General features: G+C 61.9%; 26 protein-coding genes. 6 read left to right on the top strand and 20 right to left on the bottom strand.

Annotated features, from left to right (window positions below):
* Positions 1–121: 121 nt before the first annotated feature.
* From grxD to OS035_RS09005, 3 genes are all read right to left on the bottom strand, one after another.
* On the bottom strand, positions 122–457 hold the full coding sequence (gene grxD, locus OS035_RS09015) for a Grx4 family monothiol glutaredoxin (protein WP_003586231.1): 336 nt from the start codon (positions 455–457) through the stop codon (positions 122–124).
* Positions 458–600: 143 nt separating this feature from the next.
* Positions 601–1,422 carry a c-type cytochrome gene (locus OS035_RS09010; protein WP_097628600.1) on the bottom strand — a complete coding sequence of 274 codons (822 nt, stop codon included), beginning with the start codon at positions 1,420–1,422 and terminating at the stop codon, positions 601–603.
* Between the two features lie 165 nt (positions 1,423–1,587).
* A complete protein-coding gene (locus OS035_RS09005) occupies positions 1,588–1,839 on the bottom strand; it encodes a hypothetical protein (protein WP_097628601.1) in 252 nt (83 codons plus the stop codon).
* Positions 1,840–2,003: 164 nt separating this feature from the next.
* On the opposite strand from OS035_RS09005, the gene OS035_RS09000 reads away from it, so the two are divergent.
* Complete coding sequence (locus OS035_RS09000) at positions 2,004–3,206, top strand: hypothetical protein (RefSeq protein WP_097628602.1); 1,203 nt, start codon at positions 2,004–2,006, stop codon at positions 3,204–3,206.
* Positions 3,207–3,599: 393 nt separating this feature from the next.
* Here the strand turns inward: OS035_RS09000 and OS035_RS08995 are convergent, their stop codons facing one another.
* The 4 genes from OS035_RS08995 to OS035_RS08980 all read right to left on the bottom strand — a co-directional run bounded on the left by OS035_RS08995 (position 3,600) and on the right by OS035_RS08980 (position 8,373).
* Positions 3,600–3,833, bottom strand: a complete 234-nt coding sequence (locus OS035_RS08995; protein ID WP_004676237.1) for a BolA/IbaG family iron-sulfur metabolism protein — start codon at positions 3,831–3,833, stop codon at positions 3,600–3,602.
* A 19-nt stretch (positions 3,834–3,852) separates the two neighbouring features.
* Complete coding sequence (gene purL, locus OS035_RS08990) at positions 3,853–6,084, bottom strand: phosphoribosylformylglycinamidine synthase subunit PurL (protein WP_097628603.1); 2,232 nt, start codon at positions 6,082–6,084, stop codon at positions 3,853–3,855.
* Between the two features lie 169 nt (positions 6,085–6,253).
* Entirely contained in the window at positions 6,254–6,832 is a 579-nt protein-coding gene (locus tag OS035_RS08985; protein WP_183781854.1) for an acyloxyacyl hydrolase, read from the bottom strand.
* Positions 6,833–6,954: 122 nt separating this feature from the next.
* Positions 6,955–8,373, bottom strand: a complete 1,419-nt coding sequence (locus OS035_RS08980; protein ID WP_097628605.1) for an aminotransferase-like domain-containing protein — start codon at positions 8,371–8,373, stop codon at positions 6,955–6,957.
* Between the two features lie 81 nt (positions 8,374–8,454).
* Between OS035_RS08980 and OS035_RS08975 the strand changes: the two genes are divergently transcribed.
* On the top strand, positions 8,455–8,712 hold the full coding sequence (locus OS035_RS08975) for a DUF1127 domain-containing protein (protein ID WP_097628606.1): 258 nt from the start codon (positions 8,455–8,457) through the stop codon (positions 8,710–8,712).
* Positions 8,713–8,736: 24 nt separating this feature from the next.
* Here OS035_RS08975 and OS035_RS08970 read toward each other — a convergent pair whose 3' ends face one another.
* From OS035_RS08970 to OS035_RS08940, 7 genes are all read right to left on the bottom strand, one after another.
* Entirely contained in the window at positions 8,737–9,135 is a 399-nt protein-coding gene (locus OS035_RS08970; protein ID WP_097628607.1) for a hypothetical protein, read from the bottom strand.
* Between the two features lie 31 nt (positions 9,136–9,166).
* Entirely contained in the window at positions 9,167–9,838 is a 672-nt protein-coding gene (gene purQ / locus OS035_RS08965) for a phosphoribosylformylglycinamidine synthase subunit PurQ (protein ID WP_003586242.1), read from the bottom strand.
* On the bottom strand, positions 9,835–10,389 hold the full coding sequence (locus tag OS035_RS08960; RefSeq protein ID WP_097628608.1) for an RNA 2'-phosphotransferase: 555 nt from the start codon (positions 10,387–10,389) through the stop codon (positions 9,835–9,837). The genes purQ and OS035_RS08960 overlap by 4 nt, the downstream gene beginning before the upstream one ends.
* Positions 10,390–10,433: 44 nt before the next feature.
* Positions 10,434–10,676 (bottom strand): phosphoribosylformylglycinamidine synthase subunit PurS, encoded by a 243-nt coding sequence (purS, locus tag OS035_RS08955; protein ID WP_003568928.1) that lies wholly within the window; start codon positions 10,674–10,676, stop codon positions 10,434–10,436.
* A gap of 15 nt (positions 10,677–10,691) precedes the next feature.
* On the bottom strand, positions 10,692–11,456 hold the full coding sequence (purC, locus tag OS035_RS08950) for a phosphoribosylaminoimidazolesuccinocarboxamide synthase (protein ID WP_003568927.1): 765 nt from the start codon (positions 11,454–11,456) through the stop codon (positions 10,692–10,694).
* 229 nt (positions 11,457–11,685) lie between these two features.
* On the bottom strand, positions 11,686–13,971 hold the full coding sequence (locus tag OS035_RS08945) for a putative bifunctional diguanylate cyclase/phosphodiesterase (protein WP_097628609.1): 2,286 nt from the start codon (positions 13,969–13,971) through the stop codon (positions 11,686–11,688).
* A 96-nt stretch (positions 13,972–14,067) separates the two neighbouring features.
* Entirely contained in the window at positions 14,068–14,622 is a 555-nt protein-coding gene (locus OS035_RS08940; protein ID WP_097628610.1) for an RBBP9/YdeN family alpha/beta hydrolase, read from the bottom strand.
* Between the two features lie 177 nt (positions 14,623–14,799).
* Here OS035_RS08940 and OS035_RS08935 point away from each other — a divergent pair, with 177 nt between their 5' ends.
* Both OS035_RS08935 and OS035_RS08930 read left to right on the top strand, forming a co-directional pair.
* The gene (locus OS035_RS08935) at positions 14,800–15,603 is read left to right on the top strand and encodes a DUF2189 domain-containing protein (protein WP_097628611.1); all 804 of its coding nucleotides are present in this window, start codon (positions 14,800–14,802) and stop codon (positions 15,601–15,603) included.
* A 118-nt stretch (positions 15,604–15,721) separates the two neighbouring features.
* Complete coding sequence (locus tag OS035_RS08930; RefSeq protein ID WP_097628612.1) at positions 15,722–16,201, top strand: low affinity iron permease family protein; 480 nt, start codon at positions 15,722–15,724, stop codon at positions 16,199–16,201.
* Between the two features lie 102 nt (positions 16,202–16,303).
* Here OS035_RS08930 and purB read toward each other — a convergent pair whose 3' ends face one another.
* The 5 genes from purB to OS035_RS08905 all read right to left on the bottom strand — a co-directional run bounded on the left by purB (position 16,304) and on the right by OS035_RS08905 (position 20,825).
* Complete coding sequence (gene purB, locus OS035_RS08925; protein WP_331813620.1) at positions 16,304–17,611, bottom strand: adenylosuccinate lyase; 1,308 nt, start codon at positions 17,609–17,611, stop codon at positions 16,304–16,306.
* Between the two features lie 111 nt (positions 17,612–17,722).
* A complete protein-coding gene (locus OS035_RS08920) occupies positions 17,723–18,208 on the bottom strand; it encodes a hypothetical protein (protein WP_097628614.1) in 486 nt (161 codons plus the stop codon).
* Between the two features lie 77 nt (positions 18,209–18,285).
* A complete protein-coding gene (locus OS035_RS08915; protein WP_097628615.1) occupies positions 18,286–19,002 on the bottom strand; it encodes a DUF2259 domain-containing protein in 717 nt (238 codons plus the stop codon).
* The gene (rpe, locus tag OS035_RS08910) at positions 18,999–19,676 is read right to left on the bottom strand and encodes a ribulose-phosphate 3-epimerase (protein WP_097628616.1); all 678 of its coding nucleotides are present in this window, start codon (positions 19,674–19,676) and stop codon (positions 18,999–19,001) included. Before rpe ends, OS035_RS08915 begins: the two co-directional genes overlap by 4 nt.
* Positions 19,677–19,742: 66 nt before the next feature.
* Positions 19,743–20,825, bottom strand: coding sequence for an ABC transporter substrate-binding protein (locus OS035_RS08905; RefSeq protein ID WP_097628617.1), 1,083 nt, complete (start codon positions 20,823–20,825; stop codon positions 19,743–19,745).
* A 183-nt stretch (positions 20,826–21,008) separates the two neighbouring features.
* Here OS035_RS08905 and OS035_RS08900 point away from each other — a divergent pair, with 183 nt between their 5' ends.
* Positions 21,009–21,503: a flavin reductase gene (locus OS035_RS08900; RefSeq protein WP_097628618.1), complete on the top strand. Its 495-nt coding sequence runs from the start codon at positions 21,009–21,011 to the stop codon at positions 21,501–21,503.
* Positions 21,504–21,538: 35 nt separating this feature from the next.
* Entirely contained in the window at positions 21,539–21,859 is a 321-nt protein-coding gene (locus OS035_RS08895; RefSeq protein ID WP_097628619.1) for a TfoX/Sxy family protein, read from the top strand.
* Here the strand turns inward: OS035_RS08895 and OS035_RS08890 are convergent.
* Entirely contained in the window at positions 21,829–22,278 is a 450-nt protein-coding gene (locus OS035_RS08890; protein WP_331813619.1) for an NUDIX domain-containing protein, read from the bottom strand. The genes OS035_RS08895 and OS035_RS08890 overlap by 31 nt on opposite strands.
* Positions 22,279–22,280 lie beyond the last annotated feature (2 nt).

Genomic DNA, 22,280 nt, shown 5'->3' with positions numbered 1-22,280 from the left:
ACACGGCTTGTGATGAATCTGTCACAATGAAATTCCCATAAACAGGCTAAGGCGCTGCTAGCCGCAGCGCCTCGGTCTCGAGATTACAGATTTGGAAACCGGGCGGACGCCCGGTGACCGGTCAGGCGGCGCCGCGCACGGTGATGCCGTTTTCCTGGAGATGCTGCTGCAGCTCACCGGCCTGGAACATTTCCCGGACGATATCGCAGCCGCCGACAAACTCACCCTTGATGTAGAGCTGCGGGATCGTCGGCCAGTTGGAATATTCCTTGATCCCTTGGCGGATCTCCGAATCGGCGAGCACGTTGACGCCTTTGTAGTCGACACCGATATAATCGAGAATCTGCACGACCTGTCCGGAGAAACCGCACTGCGGAAACTGCGGCGTGCCCTTCATGAAGAGGACGACGTCGTTGCTCTTGATTTCGTTGTCGATGAATTCGTGAATGCCGCTCATGGGACCTGATCCTTTCAACAGGCGGGTTAAAGGCCCGCCGTTTCAATCGTTGCCTTTAGATAGCATGCGACGGCAGGAATTCCAGCCGCCCCAATCAAAAAAAGACAATTTGGTCAGACCACTCCGGCATTGTTGCCGTCGCGTTACGGTTGCCGGGTGAGATAGGCCTGAATCTGTTCGATTTCGATATCCGTGAAATAGCGGAAATCCCATTGCGAGACCTGCGTCATCACGCCGAGATCGCGTCCTCCGATACCCTTGCCGGTCCGCAGCAGCGTCTTGAAATCCGCAGCCGAATAGGATTGCGCCAAGGGCTTCAGTGCCGGAGCGAGAAAAGCTTCGGACTGCTTTGCCGTATCGAGATTGTGACAATGACTGCAGTCGGTTCTGAAGGCATATTCACCGATATCGGCCGGGCGCGTGGCGGCGGGGGTGAGGTCGGCGGGCACCAGATCGGCCTCGAAGGGAATCTTGTCGAGCGCCAGGCCTACTCGGCCGAGCGGTCCCCATTGCGTTCCTCCCGCCACGGCGTCGGGAAGTTGCTTCAGGCTGCGCAGCCAGGCGATGAGTGCTGCCATGTCGTCGTCGGTGATATTGGCGAAATTGCCAGCCGGCATGATCACGGCGCCGGTGCGGTCCTTCTTGACGCCATGGCGGATGAGGCGCACGAGTTCTGCATCACTGTACATAGGCGCCAGACGGGTCAGGTTCGGCGCGACGATGCGACCGACGCCCGGCTCGTCGAGCAGGATGTAGCCGGCATCGTGATGACAGCCGCCGCACATCAGCGTGCGGGCGCGGCGTTCGGCTTCCTCAGCGGGCAGCGTCGTCTTGACGGTAAAATCCGCGGCCGCCACCTCATAGGTCCTGGAAAGGCGCATCTCCGACAAGGCGTAAATGCCGACAACGGCAATAAGACAGATCGCAACCAGCGCCGCGAGGACGATTTCTAGAATGCGTTTCATCGGTCCGGGCCCCCAAAGACCTTGTGGAGGCAGATGCGCCGCGCTCCATCGTGACAATCCGTTTGACATCGGCACAGGCGCGCCGGCTTTTGTTGCCGCGGCATCGAGCCGGCGCGGGATATGAAAATCTGCAAGGTCGGCGCCGGCAAAGGCACCAACTGCCAGCTAGCTGCGGCGCTGGCGGCTGCGGCCGGCGGCGGTCCGGCGCTTGCTGACCTGTTTGCGGGCGGGCTTGCGTGTCGCCGCAGCCGTCTTGCGGGCGGTCGAGGCTGGTTTGCGCGCTGCAGCCGTCGTCGACGAACTGCGCGTCTTACGCTTCTTGCGCTTCGTCGTGGCGCGACCGGTGGTTTTCTTCAGGATTTCCTTCAGCACGCTGTCGACGACGCCTGATATCAATTCTTTGACTAGATCGGCCACAAAACCCCTCCGTTCGTGGTGGAAATGACATGCCTGCTATTGAATTCCGGAAGAGTTCGGTTAGCAAGACGGCTTCGAGACCAGGACTGCTTTTTTGCCGATATTTGCGGCGGAGCAATCGGATCGCAGCAACATGCCGGCCATTTGGCCGGCTGGAAGGTGGAATGAAACTCATCGAGACGCGGGTCGTCGTGCATTTCCCCGGCTTCGAGCCGCTCGATGGCGCCGCCCACAGGGCGCGCTACGAGCGTTCTGCCAAACAGAGCGCTGCCGTCTGGGGCTATTCGATCGACGTGGGTGCGTCGGCGGGAAACGATCCGCTCTGTTTCGAGGTCACGACGGGCGGTGGCGACGCGGCACCTGAGGCAGCCGGCGGCGCGGCGCCTGAGGCAGGGACCGATTCCCCTGGGTGGCAGACGAAGAGCCGGATCCACATGGTCGATCACGACGTGCTGGTAGGCCGGCTGCGCAGCGGTAATACGCTGAGCCAGATCATCGTGGGGTTCCGCAGTTGCGCCCAGATCGTGCTGGACGGCGGCATGCGCGGATATTTCCGCCACGCCTGGCGCTTCGGACTGTTCTTCCTCTTTCCGTTCCTGCTGACGGCGCTGGCGATCGCGTTAACGGCGCAGATCGCCATCATGCCCTATAGTCTCGGCTTTTCGCCCTGGCACATGCTCTGGAGCGGGCCGCTCGCGCTCTGCTTCTTCATCTTCGCCTTCCTGCCGTTTTCCGAACGCTTTCACACGCTGCATCTTTTTGCCGATTGGAAAATGGCGGTTGCGCTCGGCCGCATGGACCGGGCCGATTTCAACCGCTGGCTGGAAGATCGGGCCGCTGCCGTGCGCAAGGCGCTGGCTGAGGAGGCGGAGGAATATGTGATCTCCTCGCACAGCATGGGATCGAGCGTTGCCGCCCATGTCATCGGTATATTGCTGGAAAGGGAGCCGGAGATCTTCAAGGGCAAGCGCGTGGTGTTCGCCACCCTCGGCAGCGCCATCCTGCAATGTGCGCTGCTGTCGACGGCGACGCTGCTTCGCGCCCGCGTCGGCTTGATCGCCCGCTGTCCGGAGATTTCCTGGCTCGACGTGCAGTGCCTGACGGATTCGATCAATTTCTACAAGGTGCCGGTCGTCGCCGTTGCCGGCCATGCGGATGCACCTTCGGCAAAGATGATCCAGATTCGCGTCAAGCAGATGCTGACGCGCGAGCGCTACCGCAGGATCCGCAAGGACCAGCTGCGCGTCCACCGCCAATATGTGCTGGGCCCCGATCTCAAGGCGCCCTTCGATTTTACGCTGATGACGTCGGGTCCGATGCCCGCCTTGGTGTTTGCCAGCCCAGACGCTGAGAGGATGCCAGGCTGAGGGCTGTGGTATCAGGGTAGCGAGATGCTGGGAGACACGTCGAACCTTTTCAGAAGGTAAGAGCAGTTCTCACGTGAAGTGCTCGACTTAGGGTAGGCCCGCTGCCCTGCACTCCTCATTCCTGTGCTCGTCACAGGAATCGAGTGCGCCCAAGTCCTTAGGCGCGGAAAACTCTTTCCTTCGAAACAGGTGAGTCATTCACAGCGCCGACGCGCGGTTGCTAGATTCCTGTGACGAGCACAGGAATGAGGGAAGTTGAGACAGGGCGCGCCATTAAGTCCACACGCTTTGGTGAGTTGGAATCACCGCGCGTCGGCGAAAAAGCCCGGCAGAAAGTAAGTCTTCCTGCCGGGCCGGTTCATCGCAAACTTTCAACCGACCAACGGCAGCCGGTCAATCCGGCGCCGAGGTCTGCAGCGCCAGCGCGTGCAGGACGCCGCCCATATTGCCCTTCAGCGCCTCGTAGACCATCTGGTGTTGCTGCACGCGGCTCTTGCCGCGGAAGGCTTCGGCGACGACTTCGGCGGCGTAGTGATCGCCGTCGCCCGCCAGATCGCGGATCGTCACCTTTGCACCGGGAATCCCAGCCTTGATCATGTCTTCGATATCGCCGGGTTTCATGGCCATGATCGTTACTCCTTGCGCATCATTCCGCGGCCAGTTCGCCGCGGCCTTCCATGAAATCAGGGAACCACGATTCATGGGCTTCGCGCAATTGCTGAATCGGCAGCGAGATGAGATCGCCGACGGTAAGAGCCGTCCCTCCGACCGTTCCGAGGCGGCGGAACGGAACGCCCGCACCTTCGGCATTGGCGCAGACGAAATCGGCGACATCGGCCGGGATCGTCAGCACGTAGCGCGCCTGATCCTCACCGAAGAGCAGCGCATGCGGCGCACCCTTGCCTTCGCCGAGATCGATCGCCAGACCCTTGTCCGATGCCATGACCATTTCGGCGAGCGCGACCGCAAGGCCGCCCGAGGAAATATCGTGGCAGGCGGTCGCCTGGCCGTTGCGGATGACGGAACGGACGAAATCGCCGTTGCGGCGTTCGGCAAACAGATCCACTTCGGGGGCGGGACCTTCGCGACTGTCGAGCACATCGCGCAGATAGACCGACTGGCCGAGATGGCTGCCGTCGACGCCGATCATGATCACCTTGTCGCCGTCGTTGGCGGCGCCGATACGGGCCATCTTGCGCCAATCCGGCAGCAAGCCGACGCCTGCAATCGTCGGGGTCGGCAGGATGGCGACGCCGTTGGTCTCGTTGTAGAGCGAGACGTTGCCTGAGACGATCGGGAAATCGAGCGCCCGGCAGGCCTCGCCGATACCCTTCACCGCCTGGACGAACTGGCCCATGATCTCGGGCTTTTCGGGATTGCCGAAATTCAGATTGTCGGTGGCGGCAAGCGGCTCGGCGCCGGTTGCGGTGATGTTGCGCCAGCATTCGGCGACCGCCTGCTTGCCGCCCTCGAAAGGATCGGCTTCGACATAACGCGGCGTCACGTCGGAGGAGAAGGCGAGCGCCTTGCTCGGATGGCCGTCGACCCGCACAACGCCGGCATCGCCGCCCGGAAGCTGCAGCGAATTGCCCTGGATCAGCGTGTCATATTGCTCATAGACCCAGCGGCGGCTCGACTGGTTGGCGGAGCCGACGAGTTGCAGCAGCGCCTGGCCGTAATCCTGAGGGGCTGCGATGAGATTTGCGGGCAACGGAGCCTGCTTGCCGGATTCGCGCCAGGGACGATCATATTCCGGCGCCTGGTCGCCGAGATCCTTGATCGGCAGGTTGGCGACTTCCTCGCCCTGATGCATGACGCGGAAGCGCAGATCATCGGTCGTCTTTCCGACGACAGCGAAATCGAGGCCCCATTTCACGAAGATCGCCTTGGCTTCCTGTTCCTTCTCCGGCTGCAGCACCATGAGCATACGCTCCTGGCTTTCCGACAGCATCATCTCATAGGCGGTCATGCGCTCTTCACGCACCGGCACCTTGTCGAGTTCGAGCAAGATGCCGAGATCGCCCTTGGCGCCCATTTCGACGGCCGAGCAGGTGAGCCCGGCCGCACCCATATCCTGGATGGCGATGACGGCGCCGGTCTGCATCAGCTCGAGGCAGGCTTCGAGCAGGCACTTTTCGGTGAAGGGGTCGCCGACCTGCACGGTCGGGCGCTTTTCTTCGATCGATTCGTCGAATTCGGCCGAGGCCATCGTCGCGCCCCCGACGCCGTCGCGGCCGGTCTTGGCGCCGAGATAGACGACCGGAAGGCCGACGCCCTTGGCTTCGGACAGGAAGATGGCGTTGGATTTGGCGATGCCGGCTGCAAAGGCGTTGACAAGGATATTGCCGTTATAGCGGGCATCGAACTCGACCTCGCCGCCGACCGTCGGCACTCCAAAGGAATTGCCGTAGCCGCCGACGCCGGAGACGACACCGGAAACGAGGTGGCGGGTCTTCGGATGATCCGGGTCGCCGAAGCGCAAGGCGTTCATCGCGGCGACCGGGCGCGCGCCCATGGTGAAGACATCGCGCAGGATGCCGCCGACGCCGGTTGCAGCCCCCTGGTATGGCTCGATATAGGAGGGGTGGTTGTGGCTCTCCATCTTGAAGACGACGCAATCGCCGTCATCGATATCGACGACGCCGGCATTTTCGCCCGGGCCCTGGATGACGCGCGGCCCTTTGGTCGGCAGCGTGCGCAGCCATTTCTTCGAGGATTTATAGGAGCAGTGCTCGTTCCACATGGCCGAGAAGATGCCGAGCTCGGTGAAGGTCGGTTCGCGGCCGATCAGATCCAGAATGCGCTGATACTCGTCCGGCTTCAGGCCATGGCCCGCAATGAGTTCCGGCGTGATCGGGATGGTGTTTGGAATGGTCATGAGCGGAAAGTCCCTGGCGCGTTTTGCGCTGTCTTTAGCGTATGTAGCGGCGGCGCGCGACAGAAAAAAGCCCGCTGTCAACACAGTGAACTGACTCCCAAAGTTGGACACCCAACTTCGGCGGTCAGTTCACAGGGCGGGCAGACTGTTTTCACAAAGCGGCAATCGGTCAGAACTTGTAGCCGACCTGCAGTCCGGCGCGTGTCATGCCGTCGTTCGGGCCGTCGCAGAGATTGGCATGCGAGGAGTGGGCAATCTGAGCCATCACGTTCCAATGCGGGGTGAAACGGTAGCCGGCGCCTGCATATTCGTGAAAGAGGACGCGGCAGCCCAGTTCCGGGCCGTCATCATCGCCCTCGAGATCGCCGGTGTGGATGACGCCGCCGAAGCCGGCTTCGGCAAAGAGCTTCTCGTTGAAATTGACCGTCCAAGTGAAGCCTGTGAAGAATTGGCTGGCCTCGCCCGATGTGCCGATCGAGGTGCCGAGATGAACACGGGGGTGCAACAACTGCTGCTGCCAGCCGACTGAAGACTCGTAGCCGAAAGGATCGAAAAGAGCGGTGATCTCGGGAAAGACGCCGTCTTCCCTGGAATGGCCAGATTGCACCGAGGTCGAGAGCCCGAAACGCAGTTCGTCGAATATCTGCTCGCCGGCATTCGCCGAGCCTGCCGCCAAGGTGCCGGCTACCGCTGCCACTGATGCCTTATTCAAAAAACGCAACGCGATTCTTCCGAAGTCGACCCTCATTTGCTGTCCTTTGATTCGCGTCAGGCGGGAATAACAAAGAGGTAGCATGGAGGTTCGGTCGGTAAAGCACCGCGAATAGGCCCCGGCGGTTTTTCTAATTTATGACGTGTATTTGCAACACATCATATTTCACCATCATAGGCGGAGCCGCCGTTTTCCAGCAGCCGGCGCAGGATCATCAGGCCGGAGACCAGTTCCTGTTGCGACTTGGGCGACGAGAAGCCGATGCGAACGCGGTGATAGATTTTCTCGCCGCGCGCCGCCTTGAACTCATCCTCGTCATCGACCAGCACGCCATCGCGGTAAGCGGCATTCTTGAACGTGCCGGACATCCACGGCTCCGGCAGTTTCAGCCAGAGGAAGGGCGCGTGCGGGTGCGATTGGAAATCGAAGCCCTGCAGTTGCTCGCGGGCGAGCCCGACGCGCCGGGAGAGTTCTTCGACGCTCTGCTTGCGGATTTCGTGCGCCGTGCCGCTTTCGACGAGACGTGCGCAGGTTTCCGCCAGGATGAAGGGCAGGCCACCGGTGATCATCCTGTGCGTCACCCTGATGCGCTGGGCAAAATGCGGCGGGCAGGCGACCCAGCCGCCGCGCACGCCGGCGGCGACGGATTTCGACAGGCCGCTGACGAGGAAGGTGCGATCGGGCGCAAGCGAGGCGATGAGCGGTGTGTCATCGTCGGCCATGCCACCGTAGAGATCGTCCTCGATCAGCCAGACGCCGTGCTTCCTGGCGATTGCAGCAATTGCCGCGCGCCGTTCATAGGGCATGATCGTCACGGTGGGATTGTGGATGGTCGGCATGAGGAAGGCGAGCTTCGGATGCTGCTGCTGGCAGAGCCGCTCGAAATCCTCCGGGATCACGCCGTCTTCATCCGAATCGACCGTCAGCGTGCGGCGGCCGAGCAGGCGGGCGCTGCGGCTGACCTGCGTGTAGGTGAGGTCCTCGAAGACGATCTTGTCGCCCGGCGCCGAGACGGCGGCGATGACGGCGACCGCGGCCGCGTGGGCGCCGAGTGTCGGCACGATGTTTTCGGCTTCCGGCGTCCAGCCGCTGCGGGCAAGCCAGCGGCGGCCCGCCTCGAACCAGTTGCCCGGAAAACTCCGGGAATAGGAGGAGATTTCGGCAAGATGCTCCTCGCCGATCTCGGAAAGGATGCCCGCTATGATCTTGCCCTGGCCAAGATCGGGAGCGGCGGTGGTGTCGAAACGGATCTTGTCTGCCGGCGCATCGCGGAGGCGGGTGCTGCCGAGCGAAACCGTCAACGGGTCGGCTTGTTCGCCGGGCGGGGTCTCCGAGCGGTTCAGCACATAGGTGCCGCGCCCGACTTCGCCGGCGACCAGGCCACGCTCATGCACCAGCGCATAGGCGCGGCCGATCGTGCCGATTGTCACCCCGATATCGTAAGCGAGATTGCGCTGCGGCGGCAATTTGCTGCCGGCGGGCAGGGCCCCGCTCGAAATAGCGGATTCAATGCTGTCGGCGAGCCGGAGATAGACCGGCCCGGAGCCGCGGGAAAGATCAGGAAGCCAATTTGTCATGGTGACAATTGCCTATATTGTCACATTGTCTATGTCAAGATTAAGAGTCAATTCCAACGGATAACCGAGAGGATTCCTGGAATGTCTGCCTTGCCTGAGATCAAAATGCCGATTGTACCTATTGTCTCTTACGAGGATAGGAGACAAATCGTCGTTCCCGACGCACCTGCCGAGGCGACGACGCGCTTGGGTCGGGTCTGGGCGGCGGTGCTTCTCTGGCATCAGAAGCGGGAAGGCCGTCGGGCACTCAGAAACCTGACGGCGAGCGAGCTCAAGGATATCGGGGTGTCGCAGTCCGATGCTGCGCGCGAAGTCGGCAAGTCGTTCTTCTGGGACTGACGGTGCGGAAAGCGATTGCCGCGATCAGCTGCAGGCCTTGCTGCCGCCGGACCAGCGATTGACGTCGGCGGCGATGCGGCCGGCGACCGGCTCCGACATCATCGGACCGAAGGCCTGGACATGCGACGGGCTTCCCTCGGCCTGCACGACGAGCAGCGGTCGGCTTTCCGGGCTGCCCTTGTGGACGAGAAGGATGCGCGGGCGGCCGGAGAAGGAATTGAGCTCCGGCGCAAGCTTATAGGCGGCAAAAGCCGGATCGCCCGACTTGAACCAGCAGGCATTGGCGCCGAGCGCCACGCGCTCCATCGTCGGCAGCGCGGCGCGGTTCGGACCCGTTGGCGCCGGCGTCGACTGGCAGGCCGCGACCATGGCTGCGAGAGCGGCAAGCAGGGCGGCATTTGCGACGGAAAGGCGAGGGCGCATCGATCTTGCTCCAGATCCGGATGAGAGGATTTCAGGCGGCAATGACATCGAGCGCCGAGGCGAACAGGCCGCGGCCATCCGAGCCGCCATGGGCGGCTTCGATCAGGTTTTCGGGATGCGGCATCATGCCGAGCACGTTGCCCTTTTCGTTCATGACGGCGGCGATGTCGTTGACCGAACCGTTCGGGTTGGTGCCCTCGGCATAGCGGAACACCACCTGGCCATTGCCTTCGATTGCCGCCAGCGTCGCTTCATCGGCGAAATAATTGCCGTCGTGATGGGCGACCGGGCTGCGGATGATCTGGCCCTGCGCGTAGGCGCGGGTGAAATCCGTCTCGGCATTGACGACTTCGAGCTTGATTTCGCGGCAGACGAATTTCAGCGAGGCATTGCGCATCAGCGCGCCGGGCAGCAGGCCGGCCTCGACGAGGATCTGGAAGCCGTTGCAGACGCCGAGTACCTTCACGCCTTTTTCGGCTTTGTCGATGATCGCCTGCATGACCGGCATACGGGCGGCGATCGCGCCGCAGCGCAGGTAATCGCCATAGGAGAAACCGCCGGGGATGACTATCAGGTCGACATCGGGGATCTCGGTTTCCGTCTGCCAGATCGTCACCGGCGGCTTGCCGGAAATTTTCGTCAGGGCGGCGATCATATCTCGGTCGCGGTTGAGGCCCGGAAGTTGAACGACGGCTGATTTCATGGGGTCCCCGCGTCTGGCGAAAGATATTGATTTGGAACGCTTTCGGCGAGCCATACTCCATTGTCGGAGACAAAGAAAGAATGACCCTCTGAAAACATGCGAGCCGCATCGACACGCAGGATGAGATATTCACCCTTGCGGCGCGTTGCGACGATTTTTGCGGTTTCGATGTCCGCCGACAGATGAACGTGATGACGCTGCATCTTTTTCAAGCCTTCGCGCTCGATCGAATGCCAGTTGGCGGAAGACGTGCCGTGATAGAGAACCGCTGGCGGTTCCACCGGGGTCAATGCGAGATCGACGTCGACGCTATGACCCTGATTGGCGCGAATTCTATTGTCGGCAAGGGTGAAGCGCTTCTTCGGATTGTTTTCGACGACGGCGATAATATCGGCGCGGGAAACGTCGTATTTCGACGTCACCGCCTTTTCGAGTTCATCCAACGATACCCAGCCCTCGGCATCGAGCGTCAAACCTGCGGCCTCAGGCGCATGACGCAAAACATAGCTCATATATTTCGAGACGTCTGTCTCCAGCTTTGCCTGCGTCATGACGCCAAATCCTCAAGGTCCGCCGGACGACGGGTCGGTGATCGTCAGTCGATCGCGATCGCGTAGTTCTCGATGACCGTGTTGGCGAGGAGCTTCTCGCACATGGCTTTTAGGTCGGCTTCGGCCTTGGCCTTGTCGGTGCTTTCCAGTTCCAGGTCGAAGACCTTGCCCTGTCTGATGTGGCCGACGCCCGAGAAGCCGAGGGCGCCGAGCGCGCCTTCGATAGCCTTGCCCTGCGGATCGAGAACGCCGTTTTTCAGCGTGACGGTGACACGAGCCTTGATCACTTTGTCTTTCCTGCCTTACTTGACCAGAACCGGGCCGGTGCCACGCACAGGCTCGTTTTCATTGATGATGCCGAGACGGCGCGCAACTTCGGAATAGGCTTCGAGCAGCCCGCCGAGATCGCGGCGGAAACGATCCTTGTCCATCTTCTCGTGGGTCTCGATATCCCAGAGCCGGCAGCTGTCCGGTGAGATTTCGTCGGCGAGGATGATGCGCATCAGATCGCCTTCGAATAGGCGGCCGCATTCGATCTTGAAGTCGACGAGCTGGATGCCGACGCCGAGGAAGAGGCCGGTCATGAAGTCGTTGACGCGGATGGCAAGCGCCATGATGTCGTCGAGCTCGGCGGGATTGGCCCAGCCGAAGGCAGTGATGTGCTCTTCGGAGACCATCGGATCGTCGAGCGCGTCGGATTTGTAGTAGAATTCGATGATCGAGCGCGGCAGTACCACGCCTTCGTCGATCCCGAGACGCTTGGCGAGCGACCCGGCGGCGACGTTGCGCACGACGATCTCCAGCGGGATCATCTCCACTTCCTTGATCAGCTGCTCGCGCATGTTGAGCCGGCGGATGAAATGCGTGGGGATGCCGATCTTGTTCAGATGGCTGAAGATATATTCGGAAATGCGGTTGTTGAGGACGCCCTTGCCATCGATGACTTCGTGTTTCTTCTTGTTGAAGGCAGTGGCATCGTCCTTGAAGAACTGGATCAAAGTGCCCGGTTCCGGGCCCTCATACAGAATCTTTGCCTTGCCCTCGTAGATACGGCGGCGACGGTTCATCGTGGTCATTCTCTGTTGTTGGCGCTCTTGGGATAGCGCGAGTGGATCGATCTCGTGGCGTCCCCTTAAAGGAAAAGAGTGAGTTTCACAATCCGCCTATCCTTCCTTCCCCGGTTTCCAGATTTTACGGAATACCGCCAAGAGAATCGAATGAATTCGCAAGACGAGTCTAGCGCCTTTTCCGATACGGTGAAATGACGACGAAATGGCGGGCTGCTTGTGCAGGTCTTTATTTGGCGGATCTGCTTCGAAGCTCGCGGCGAAGCTGCGTCTGCAAGGCGCGCGCGGCGACCTGCCCGTGGCGCCAGCTGCCGGCGCGGATGAAGGAGGGGATCTGCATCGCCGGCATCGGCCGGGCGAGCGCGTAGCCCTGCAGCGTGTCGCAGTCGAGTTCTTCGAGAATGCGGATATGATCTGACGTCTCGACACCCTCGGCAATGACAAGGATGTTCAGCGAGCGGCCGATATCGATGATCGAGCCGACGAGTTTGCGCTGCTCAGCCGATTGCGGCAGCAGCCGGATCAGCTCGCGGTCGATCTTCAGCGTCTTCGGGCTCAGGCGCAGCAGGCTGACGATCGATGCATGGCCGGTGCCGAAATCGTCGATCTGAATGTCGATGCCGAGTTTGCGCAGCTTTTTCAGGTTGGCGGCGACCGCCTCATCGCAATCGTCGAGCGAGATCGATTCCAGCAATTCGAAGGCGAAGGTGCCGGGCGCAATCTTCAGGGCGCGGAGCTTCTTGCCGAGATCGGGATCGGCAAGCCGCCGGGCGGAAACGTTGACTGATATCTTCGGAACGGACAGCCCGTCCTTGATCCAGGCGCGGCGATCGGCGATGGCGCGCTCCAGGATCAGAGCGTCGATGGTCGAGACGACGTCGAGATCCTCGGCGATATCGAGGAAACGGTCTGGTGCCAGCAGCCCGTGCACCGGGTGCTGCCAGCGGGCAAGTGTTTCGACGCCGACGACATCAAGGGTGCGGGCATCGAACTGCAGCTGATAGAAGGGCACGAATTCGTTGCGCTCGAGGCCGATCAGGATCTCGTCGGCAAGGTGCTTGGCCGAGATGACGTCGCGGCGGTCGGATGCGGAGAAAAATTCGAAACGGTTGCGGCCCAGGCCCTTGGCGCGATAGAGCGCGATATCGGCATCGAGCAGCATCTGTTTGGCGTCGAGTGTCGGGCCGCTGTCGACGGCAATGCCGATGCTGGCCCCGAAACGGCAGTCGTGCCCCTCATATCTGACCGGTTTGCGCAATTCACGAATGATCCGTTCGGCAAGGCTGGCGATCTTCTTCGAGGCGGGATCGACGGTGCAGAGGATGACGAATTCGTCGCCGCCGATGCGGGCCACGAAATCGGCGGCGCGGACGGAGTTTCTGAGCACGCTTGCTGCATGCTGCAGCATGGCGTCGCCGGCCCGGTGGCCGAGCGTATCGTTGATCTGCTTGAAGCGGTCGAGATCGATATGCAGGATCGCAAGGCCCAAGCCCTTGGCCCGGCATTCAGCCGAGCGCTCGTCCAACATCTTGTCGAGATAGCGGCGGTTCGGCAGGCTGGTGAGATAATCGTGCAGCGCCAGGCGCTCGATGCTCTCCTTGGCGGCTTCGAGTTCGCGGTTATGCGCCTCGGCCTGATCCTTGGCGCGCTGCAGCTCGTTGCGGAGCGCGACCTCCTCGGTGACGTCCCAATTGGCGCCGATCAGCTTGCGGTGGCCGTTGCCGTCGACGAAGAAGGCCGAGCGGGCACGGATGACGCGCTCGGCGCCGTCGCCGCGGATGATGCGGTATTCCTGCTGAAAATCACTGCCGCTTTCGACGCTGCGATCGGACAAGCCGAGCACGCGCTCGCGATCGTCGGGATGCAGGCTTTTTGCCCAGATGTCGCTGGCGATTGGCCGCGAGGCGCCCTTCAGCCCGTAAATGGCGATGAGACGCTCGTCCCATTCGACGGTGTCATTCTCGATATCCGCCTCGAAGACGCCGATGCGGGAAATCTCCAGCGCCAGGTCGAGCCGGCGCGACAGGCGCGACAGCGTATCTTCGGCCTCCTTGCGGGCGGTAATATCCGTATCCGTGCCGACGATGCGCGTCGGCACGCCGCTCTCGTCCCATTCCACGCAGGCGCCGCGGCAGTCGATCCACATCCAGTGGCCGTCCCTGTGGCGCTCGCGATATTCGAAGATCTGGAAATCCGGATCGCCGGCATTTTGCCGGTCGATGGCATGGACGACAAAATCGCGATCATCGGGATGGACGAGGGCCAGCCAGGCATCGTAGTCGCCGGCGGCCTCCTCGTCGGGCGCCATGCCGCGCATGGTCTTCCACGTCTGCGAATAATATTTCCGGTCGAGACGATAGTTGTGATCCCAGACGCCGAGGCCGGAGCCGACGAGCGCATGGTTCCACCGGCTCTCCCGTTCCGCCAGGTCGGAATCGTCATCCGCCACGCTGCCGACGCCTGCCTCAGCCGCCGTGGAATCATCGGCCTCTGGATGGGCTTTCTTCACGGGCATTCTCGCTTATTTCATCTCGGTGCAGTTTGCTGTCATTCCATTAAGAAAGACTTAGAAAGCACTTTCTGAATTATCGAGAAGGGCCGGTTTCCTCTATCAGGCGGAGAGCCGGCTGAGGAACTGAGCGAAGACCATTGTGCCCTCGGGCCAGGGGCCGTGGCCGGAATCGGCATTGATATGTCCTGCCTCGCCGGCATCGACGAGGAAGGAGCCCCAGCTGCTGGCGATATCGTCGGCATGTTCGTAGCTGCCGAACGGATCGTTGCGGCTCGCCACCGTGATCGATGGGAAGGGCAGCGGATCGCGCGGGTAGGGGCCGAAGGTCATCAGGTGCTTCGGGCGGATATCGGGATTGGCGACATCGGGCGGGGCGACGAAGAAGGCGCCGGCCACCGGCTTGCGGAAATGCGGGATGGCGTGGATTGCCGAGGTCACGCCGAGCGAATGGGCGACGAGGATAACCGGGCGGGTCGAGGCGTTCACTTCCTCGGCAATCCGGGCGATCCAGTCCTCGCGGACTGGCTTTGTCCATTCGGCCTGTTCGACGCGCCGCGCCGTACTGAGCTTTGCCTCCCAGCGGCTCTGCCAGTGGCTCGGGCCGGAATTGGTGTAGCCGGGGATAATGAGGATATCTGCGTCTGAGGCTTTCATAGTGCCGCCGATGTGAGAAGGCGCGCCCGAGATGTCAAGAGGGGATGTGAAGGGAGAGAGCGACACGGGCGATTTGGTTTGCTATATTGCTCCAGTGCCGGTTGCGGATTTCGTGTCGGCGTTCCCGCCGATTGCGTGTCCGCAGCCGACAAGGTCTCGGCTGAGGAGGAGAAAGCCATGGCGGCATTTCATGTCATGACGGGTTCTAGCGAAAGCTTCGCACGGCCCGTTGTCAATCGCATCGGTATCGCCGACGTCTTCGACGCGCTGAAGCGCGGTTACGACGATTTCATGGAGAAACCGTCCCACTACGTGTTCCTGTGCCTGATGTACCCGATTGCCGGCGTCTTCCTGACGTTATGGACGTCGGGTGCCAACCTTTTGCCGATGGTCTTTCCGCTAATGGCAGGTTTCGTGCTGATCGGCCCGATCGCGGCGATCGGCCTCTACGAGATCAGCCGCCGGCGCGAAGCCGGCCTCGATAGCTCCTGGACGCATGCGCTCGAGGTACGCCATTCGCCGGCGCTGCCCTCGATCGTCGCAGTCGGGCTGATGCTTTGCGGCATTTTTGTCGTCTGGCTGGTGACGGCGCAGACGCTCTACAGCAATCTGCTCGGCGAAGTGTTTCCGCGCAGCATGGCGGATTTCTTCCGCCAGGTCTTCGGCACGCCCGAGGGCATGCAGCTGATCATCTGGGGCAACCTGATCGGCTTCGTCTTCGCGCTCGTCGTGCTGGCGACGACCGTCATCACCTTTCCGCTGCTGCTCGACCGCGATGTCGGCGCGGTAGCCGCCGTCGTCGCCTCGATCCGCGCGACGATCGCCAATCCGGTGCCGGTGCTGCTGTGGGGCCTGATCGTCGCTGCACTGCTCGTCATCGGCACGATCCCGGTCTTTGCCGGGCTTGCGCTTGTCATTCCCATCCTCGGCCATGCGACCTGGCATCTTTATCGCAAACTGATTGCGCGGGAGCCCGCGTAATCGAAGGTTTCCGGGGATCGCGAACTCTCGCGATCCCCGGAGGTTAAAGCTTCGCCGATTCCCGGAACCTCGGGACCTCTCGCCGCGTTATTCAGCACATGCTTGTGGGAGGATTTCGATGAAGCATCTGTTCGCCCGCTTCGCAACCAAGATATCGGAATGGGCGGGCAAACCCGTCATCTTCATCCTGGCGCTGACCGCCGTCATCATCTGGGCGGCACTCGGCCCCTTCTTCGATTATTCGGAAACCTGGCAGCTGGTCATCAACACCGGCACGACGATTATCACCTTCCTGATGGTCTTCGTGTTGCAGAACGCCCAAACGCGCGACACGCGGGCAATCCAGGCCAAGCTCAATGAAATGATCCTGACGAGCCATGCCGAGAACCGCTTCATCGGCATCGAAAATCTCGACGAGGAGGAACTGAAACACCTCGACCAGCTGGTCGCCAAGGCTGCCAAGGGCAGGGGCGAGACGGAGGCTTGCAGGACGACGGAGGCCGCGGAAGCTGTTGCGCCGAAAAAGACGGAGACGAGGAAGCGCGCTATGGCTGGCAAAGCGCCGAAGCAAAAACAACGGCCGCTTGAAAGGAGATAGAGAAATATTGGCGAGCGCAGGCGCGACAACTGCGATAACAGAATGTAATCAAACATAAAAACGGCGCCGTAAAGGCGCCGCAATATTGTCGATTTGGAGAACTCACGCTTCGCCAAACACCCGCCGGAAAATCGTGTCCACATGCTTCGTGTGGTAGCCAAGGTCGAACTTCTCGCGAATATCTTCTTCAGAAAGCGCAGCACGGACCTCCGCATCCGCCAGCAGCTCCTCCAGAAAATCCTTGCCCTGTTCCCAAACCTTCATGGCATTGCGCTGCACGAGGCGGTAGGCGTCTTCGCGGGAGGTGCCGGCTTGGGTCAGCGCCAACAGCACGCGCTGGGAGTGGACGAGGCCGCGGAATTTGTTGAGGTTCTTCTCCATGTTCTCAGGGTAGACCAGCAGCTTTTCGATGACGCCGGCGAGACGCGAGAGGGCGAAGTCGAGAGTCACGGTGGCGTCGGGGCCGATCACGCGTTCGACCGAGGAGTGGGAGATATCGCGCTCGTGCCAGAGTGCGACGTTTTCCATGGCCGGCAGGGCGTAGGAGCGGACCATGCGGGCGAGGCCGGTGAGGTTTTCAGTCAGCACCGGGTTGCGCTTGTGGGGCATGGCCGAGGAGCCCTTCTGGCCGGGGGAGAAATATTCCTCGGCTTCCAGAACCTCGGTGCGCTGCAGGTGGCGGATCTCGGTCGCCAGGCGCTCGATCGACGAGGCGACGACGCCGAGGGTGGCGAAGTACATGGCGTGGCGGTCGCGCGGGATGACCTGGGTCGAGACCGGCTCGGCTTTCAGGCCGAGCGCCTCGGCGACATGTTCCTCGACGCGCGGGTCGATATTGGCGAAGGTGCCGACGGCGCCCGAGATGGCGCAGGTCGCGACTTCCTCGCGGGCGGCGACGAGACGCTGGCGGCAACGCTCGAATTCGGCATAGGCGAGCGCCAGCTTGACGCCGAAGGTGGTGGGCTCGGCGTGGATGCCGTGCGAACGGCCGATGGTGACGGTGTCCTTATGTTCGAAGGCGCGGGTTTTGAGCGCTGCGAGCAGGCGGTCGATATCGGCGATCAGGATGTCGGTGGCGCGCACCAGCTGGACGTTGAAGCAGGTGTCGAGCACGTCTGACGAGGTCATGCCCTGGTGGACGAAGCGAGCATCCGGGCCGACGATTTCGGCAAGGTGGGTCAGGAAGGCGATGACGTCATGCTTGGTGACGGCCTCGATCTCGTCGATGCGGGCGACGTCGAAGGTGGCCGCACCGCCCTTTTCCCAGATCGTCTTTGCCGCCGATTTAGGGATGACGCCGAGCTCGGCCAGCGCGTCGCAGGCATGCGCCTCGATCTCGAACCAGATGCGGAACTTGGTTTCGGGAGACCAGATAGCGACCATTTCGGGCCGGGAATAACGCGGGATCATGGCGGCTGCCTTCACTTCAAGAGGTTTACTTCGATTTTTCTTTGCGCAAAACTGCTGCGCAGTCTTGCCTGAATTGCTTCAACGCCCCTGTAGCAAAGACGGGCGGCAATCTCAACGCATGCGTTTGGCAAGATGATAGCTGCTGACGACAAGGCAGACGAGACCGAGCGGCAGGAAGAGCCGCAGGCCGATGACCAGGAACTGGTAGACGGCGCTGATGCTGGTGAAGACGAACTGAAAAGCCCAGACGACGCTGCCGAAAGGCGCGTGCCAGCGCGAATAGAAGAGCCGGTATTCCATGGCGAAGAGGAAGGCGGTCATGGCGATCGTCGCTGCCGTCAGCGTCACGAAAAAGGCGGCAAAACGCGCTTCCGGCGGCCTGTCATAGGCAAAGAAGCGGGCAACCGGCAGGGCAAGGGGCCACGCGAACAGTCCGCCGGCGAAATACAGCGCGGCGACTTCGGCAAGCCGGCTCGTCTGCAGGCCGTTGCGCAGGTAAAGGCCGAGCATGGCGGAAGCGAGCATCTGCGCGCCCCAGAACAATGCGCCGGCAATCAGATCGGGGTAGGGCGGCCGCGCGGCTCTCAGACGATCCATTTTCGGGCGATCTGTCTTAGAGCGATCCGTGCTGGGGCGATCCGGGCTCGGGCCATCCATCCCTGGGCGATCCGGGTTCAGGGATGAACCGGAACGGCGATCCAGCGTCCGTTCCTGTCGGCGTCGAAGGCCAGGATCAAGGCGATGTGAACCTGGTCTCCGGCTTCCGGCTGATAGACCACCGCGCCGCCGATCCGGTATTCCACAGAACAGGCGCGCTCGGCCGGAATCGCCGTCGCCTGCCGTGCCGCCTGGCGGTTCGGAGCGCCTTGTTTTTCGATCATCTGCAGGCTGAAACCAAGGACCCGCTTGTCGACTGCTGCGCAATCCTTCGGCGTCGGCACCGGCATCTCACCGAGCGACAGCGTATAGGGCGATTTCGGCGGGCCATCGGTCGCGAGCGTGGTGTAGCGGATGGTCTTTGCGGGAGAACCGAGCTCAGTTGGCGGATTGAAGGCGGCGATGAGGCCCGGATTGGTGAGCAGATCGTATTTGTCCATCTGGCTGCGCGCTGCCGTCAGGTTCTGCCGCCGCGCCTTGGAAAGATTGGCGTCCTTCTCGGTCATCTCGGTGCGGAAGGGGGTGCCCTCGAGATACTGGCCGTTTTCAGTATCGATGAAATAGGTGTTGGAGTAAGGAGCGCCGCCTTCCTCCTTGATGCCGAATTCCTGAAATCCGAACACCTTGCCATCGGCGGAAAAGCCGATCGGCTGGATATTGGCGATGTCGCCGGCCAGTGACAGGCCGGGCAATGCGGCGGCAAGCATGCCGCCGATGAGTAGACGCTTCATCATGATCGTGCCCCTTCGGCTGCCTGACGCAGATCGGCGATGGTCCGGCGATAATCCTCGACCGTCGCGCCCTTGAAAATCGCCGAGCCGGCGACGAGGACGTTGCCGCCGGCGCGGGCGATTGCCGGCGCCGTTTCCACCGTGACGCCGCCGTCGACCTCGAGTTCGATCGGCCTGTCACCGATCAGCGACTTCGCCGCCGCGATCTTGGCTCCCATCGCCGGAATGAACTTCTGGCCGCCGAAGCCGGGATTGACCGACATGATGAGGATGAGGTCGACATCGTCGAGCACGTTCTCGATGGCGCTGAGCGGGGTTGCCGGATTGAGCGTCACGCCGACCTTCTTGCCGAGATTGCGGATGGTCTGCAGCGAGCGATGCAGATGCGGCCCGGCTTCGGCATGGACGGTGATGCGGTCGCAGCCGGCCTTGGCAAAGGCCTCGAGATAGTCGTCGACCGGCGAGATCATCAGGTGGCAGTCGAAGGTCGCCGAGGTATAGGAGCGTAGCGACTTGATGACATCCGGACCGAAGGAGATGTTCGGCACGAAATGCCCGTCCATCACGTCGAGATGGATCCAGTCGGCGCCCGCGGCCGTGACGTTGCGCACCTCCTCGCCGAGCCTGGCGAAATCCGCCGCGAGGATCGAGGGGGCAATGCGAATGGGCAGCGTCATCAAGTTTTACTCCCTGTGGGCCGCCATTTGAGCGCGGTGCCCGATTTCAAGACTGGCGGCCGCCGCTTATTGCGTCGGCGCGCGAGGTGGAAAAAAGCCATTGCCCCGCCATTCGAGCAGGCGGTAGGGGTTTTGGGCAAGTTCGTGCGCGGCAGTGAAAGCGATGGCGCCGACCGGCGTCTGGAATGTCGTGCCGAGGAGCGTCTCCTGCAGCGGCTTGCCCGCGGCGGCCGCAGCTTCCGCCGCCTGGCCGGCGATCAGCGCTGCCGCGAGCGACGGCAGGACATAGCCTTCCGGCTCGATGCCCTTGGCGCTGAGAGCCTCGGCTGTCGCCGCGCCTTCCGGCAGAACGGCATATTCCGGCAGGGCGACGGCGCGCACGCCGGGGTCAAGCGGCAGCGGTTGGTCGGCGGCGCGCATGGCATCGCCGCCGAGGATGGAGAGCGGAATATTTTCTGCCTTGGCGTCGCGCGCGATGACGGCGACATCGTTGCGGTCGCCGCCGATGAAAACCCGGGTGGCGCCGGCGCGCTTCAGACGGCGGACGAGGGCAATCTGCTGCTCCTGTCCCGGCCGGTAAGTATCTGTAAAGATCGGCTTCAGGCCGTTCTGTTCCAGTGCGTTGCGCACCGCTTCGGTCAGTTCGCGGCCATGGATGGTGCCGTCTTCGATCAGGGCGATCGGATCGGCGGCCCAGTCCTTCAGGATCACTTCATTGATCTTTGCCGCTTCGGCGCCGTCGGCGGGCGCCAGACGAAAGAGCGGCCAGCCGTTCTTCAGCGCATCCTCCATCAGGATGCGGGAGCGCGCCGAGATGGTCATGGCGGGAATGCCCGCGTCTTTCAGCTTCGGCAGCGCGCCTTCCAGCGTCTCGCTGCAGAGAAAGCCGACCGCGACCTGCACCTTGGCAGCGACCAGCGCATCGGCAACCGTAGCGCCGCTATTGTCCTCGCAGGTCTCATTGATGGCGACGAGGGTGTTTCCGGATTGCTGGATCCCGAAACCGGCCCCAGTGGCAATCTGGGCGCCAAGCAAGGCGAGCGCGCCGTTCTGAGGGGCGACGACGCCGATCGTCACGCCGGCCGCATGGCCTTGCGCCGCCGCTCCCAGCAGCACCAGACAGGCTGCTATGCCACGCAGGTTGATCATGAAAGGCGGAGATCCCCTAGCCATCGTCCATGCCCTTTTATCCGCAAGGCTGCGATCGTCAAAGAAAAACAAGCGTGAAGCAGTGCTTTTCACTGGTCCTATTGTAGAAAAGGTAACCGATGCTCGCCATATTGGCGCGATAGCAAGTCGAACCATGGATCAAAGCGCGTACGGGAGAAGCAGGTGTTGAACAGGCAGCATATCGACCCCGGCCTTTATCGAGACGCCATGAGCCGTTATGCCGGCCATGTGCAGCTCGTGACGACGGCGATGGGCGAGTTGCGCCGCGGCGTCACCATCACCGCCGCCTGCTCGGTCTCGGACAATCCAGCCTCGGTGCTGATCTGCCTCAACAACAACAATTCGAAGAACGAAATCTTTTTCCGAAGCGGCATCTTCGTTCTGAACACGCTCGGCGCTCATCATCAGGGCGTTGCCGACGCCTTTTCCGGACGGACGGCGCTTGCCGATAGCGAACGTTTTGCCAGCGCCCGTTTCGAGACGCTGGTCACCGGCGCGCCTGTGCTGGCCGATGCGCTGGCTGCCTTCGATTGCCGGGTGACCGACATCAAGGAAATGCCGACGCACAATGTCATCTTCGGCGAGGTCGCGGCTGTGCGCTTCAGCGAAAAGCATCCGGCGCTCATCTATATGAACCGGGATTATCACGCGCTGTGATGGCCGCCACGGCCGGGATTTCGAGGGAATAGCGAATGGACAATGCCGGCATCGAGGAAATGTTTCAAGGTCTCGGCCCGGTCACGGTCAAGCGCATGTTCGGCGGCAAGGGCATTTATCATCTCGGGCGCATCATCGCGCTCGAAGTGCGCGACGAGATGCTGCTGAAGGCCGATGAGACGAGCGCCCCGGAATTTGCCGCCGCCGGCGCCACGCAATGGAGCTACGAGGGCAAGAAGGGCAAGCCGGTAAAGATGCCCTACTGGTCGATTCCCGACGAGGCCTACGACGATCCCGATTTGATGGCGAAATGGGTGCGGCTTGCCTATGAGGCGTCGCTGAGGGCCGATCGCTGACTGGATTCGGCTGGGGCCAGGGCTGCTATCGCCGCCTTGGTGAATGCCGAGAGCGGTTCCGGCAAATCCGTGAGCGGAAACCAGCCGAAATCGGAAAGCTTGTCCGGTTCGGTCAGTTGCGGCTCGCCGTCGACGTCGCGGGCGAGATAGAGAAGTGAAATCCAGTGCTGGCGGTCGGTATCGATGATCTGTTCGGTCACGGCGATCCGCTCGATGCGGCCGATCTTGAGGCCGGTTTCTTCCTCGGCCTCGCGGCGCGCGGCTTGCTCGGCCGGCTCCATATGATCGACCTTGCCGCCGACGATATTCCAGTAGCCGGCATCCGGTGGGCGCACGCGTTTATAAAGAAGAATTTTGGCGTCGCGCAGAATGACCAAGCCAACGCCGAAGCCCGGAAAATCGAGACCGGGCTTACCCATTG

The organism is Rhizobium sp. 268, from assembly GCF_036571585.1.
Lineage (GTDB): Bacteria > Pseudomonadota > Alphaproteobacteria > Rhizobiales > Rhizobiaceae > Rhizobium > Rhizobium redzepovicii.
This window is presented reverse-complemented; position numbering and strand designations above follow the sequence as displayed.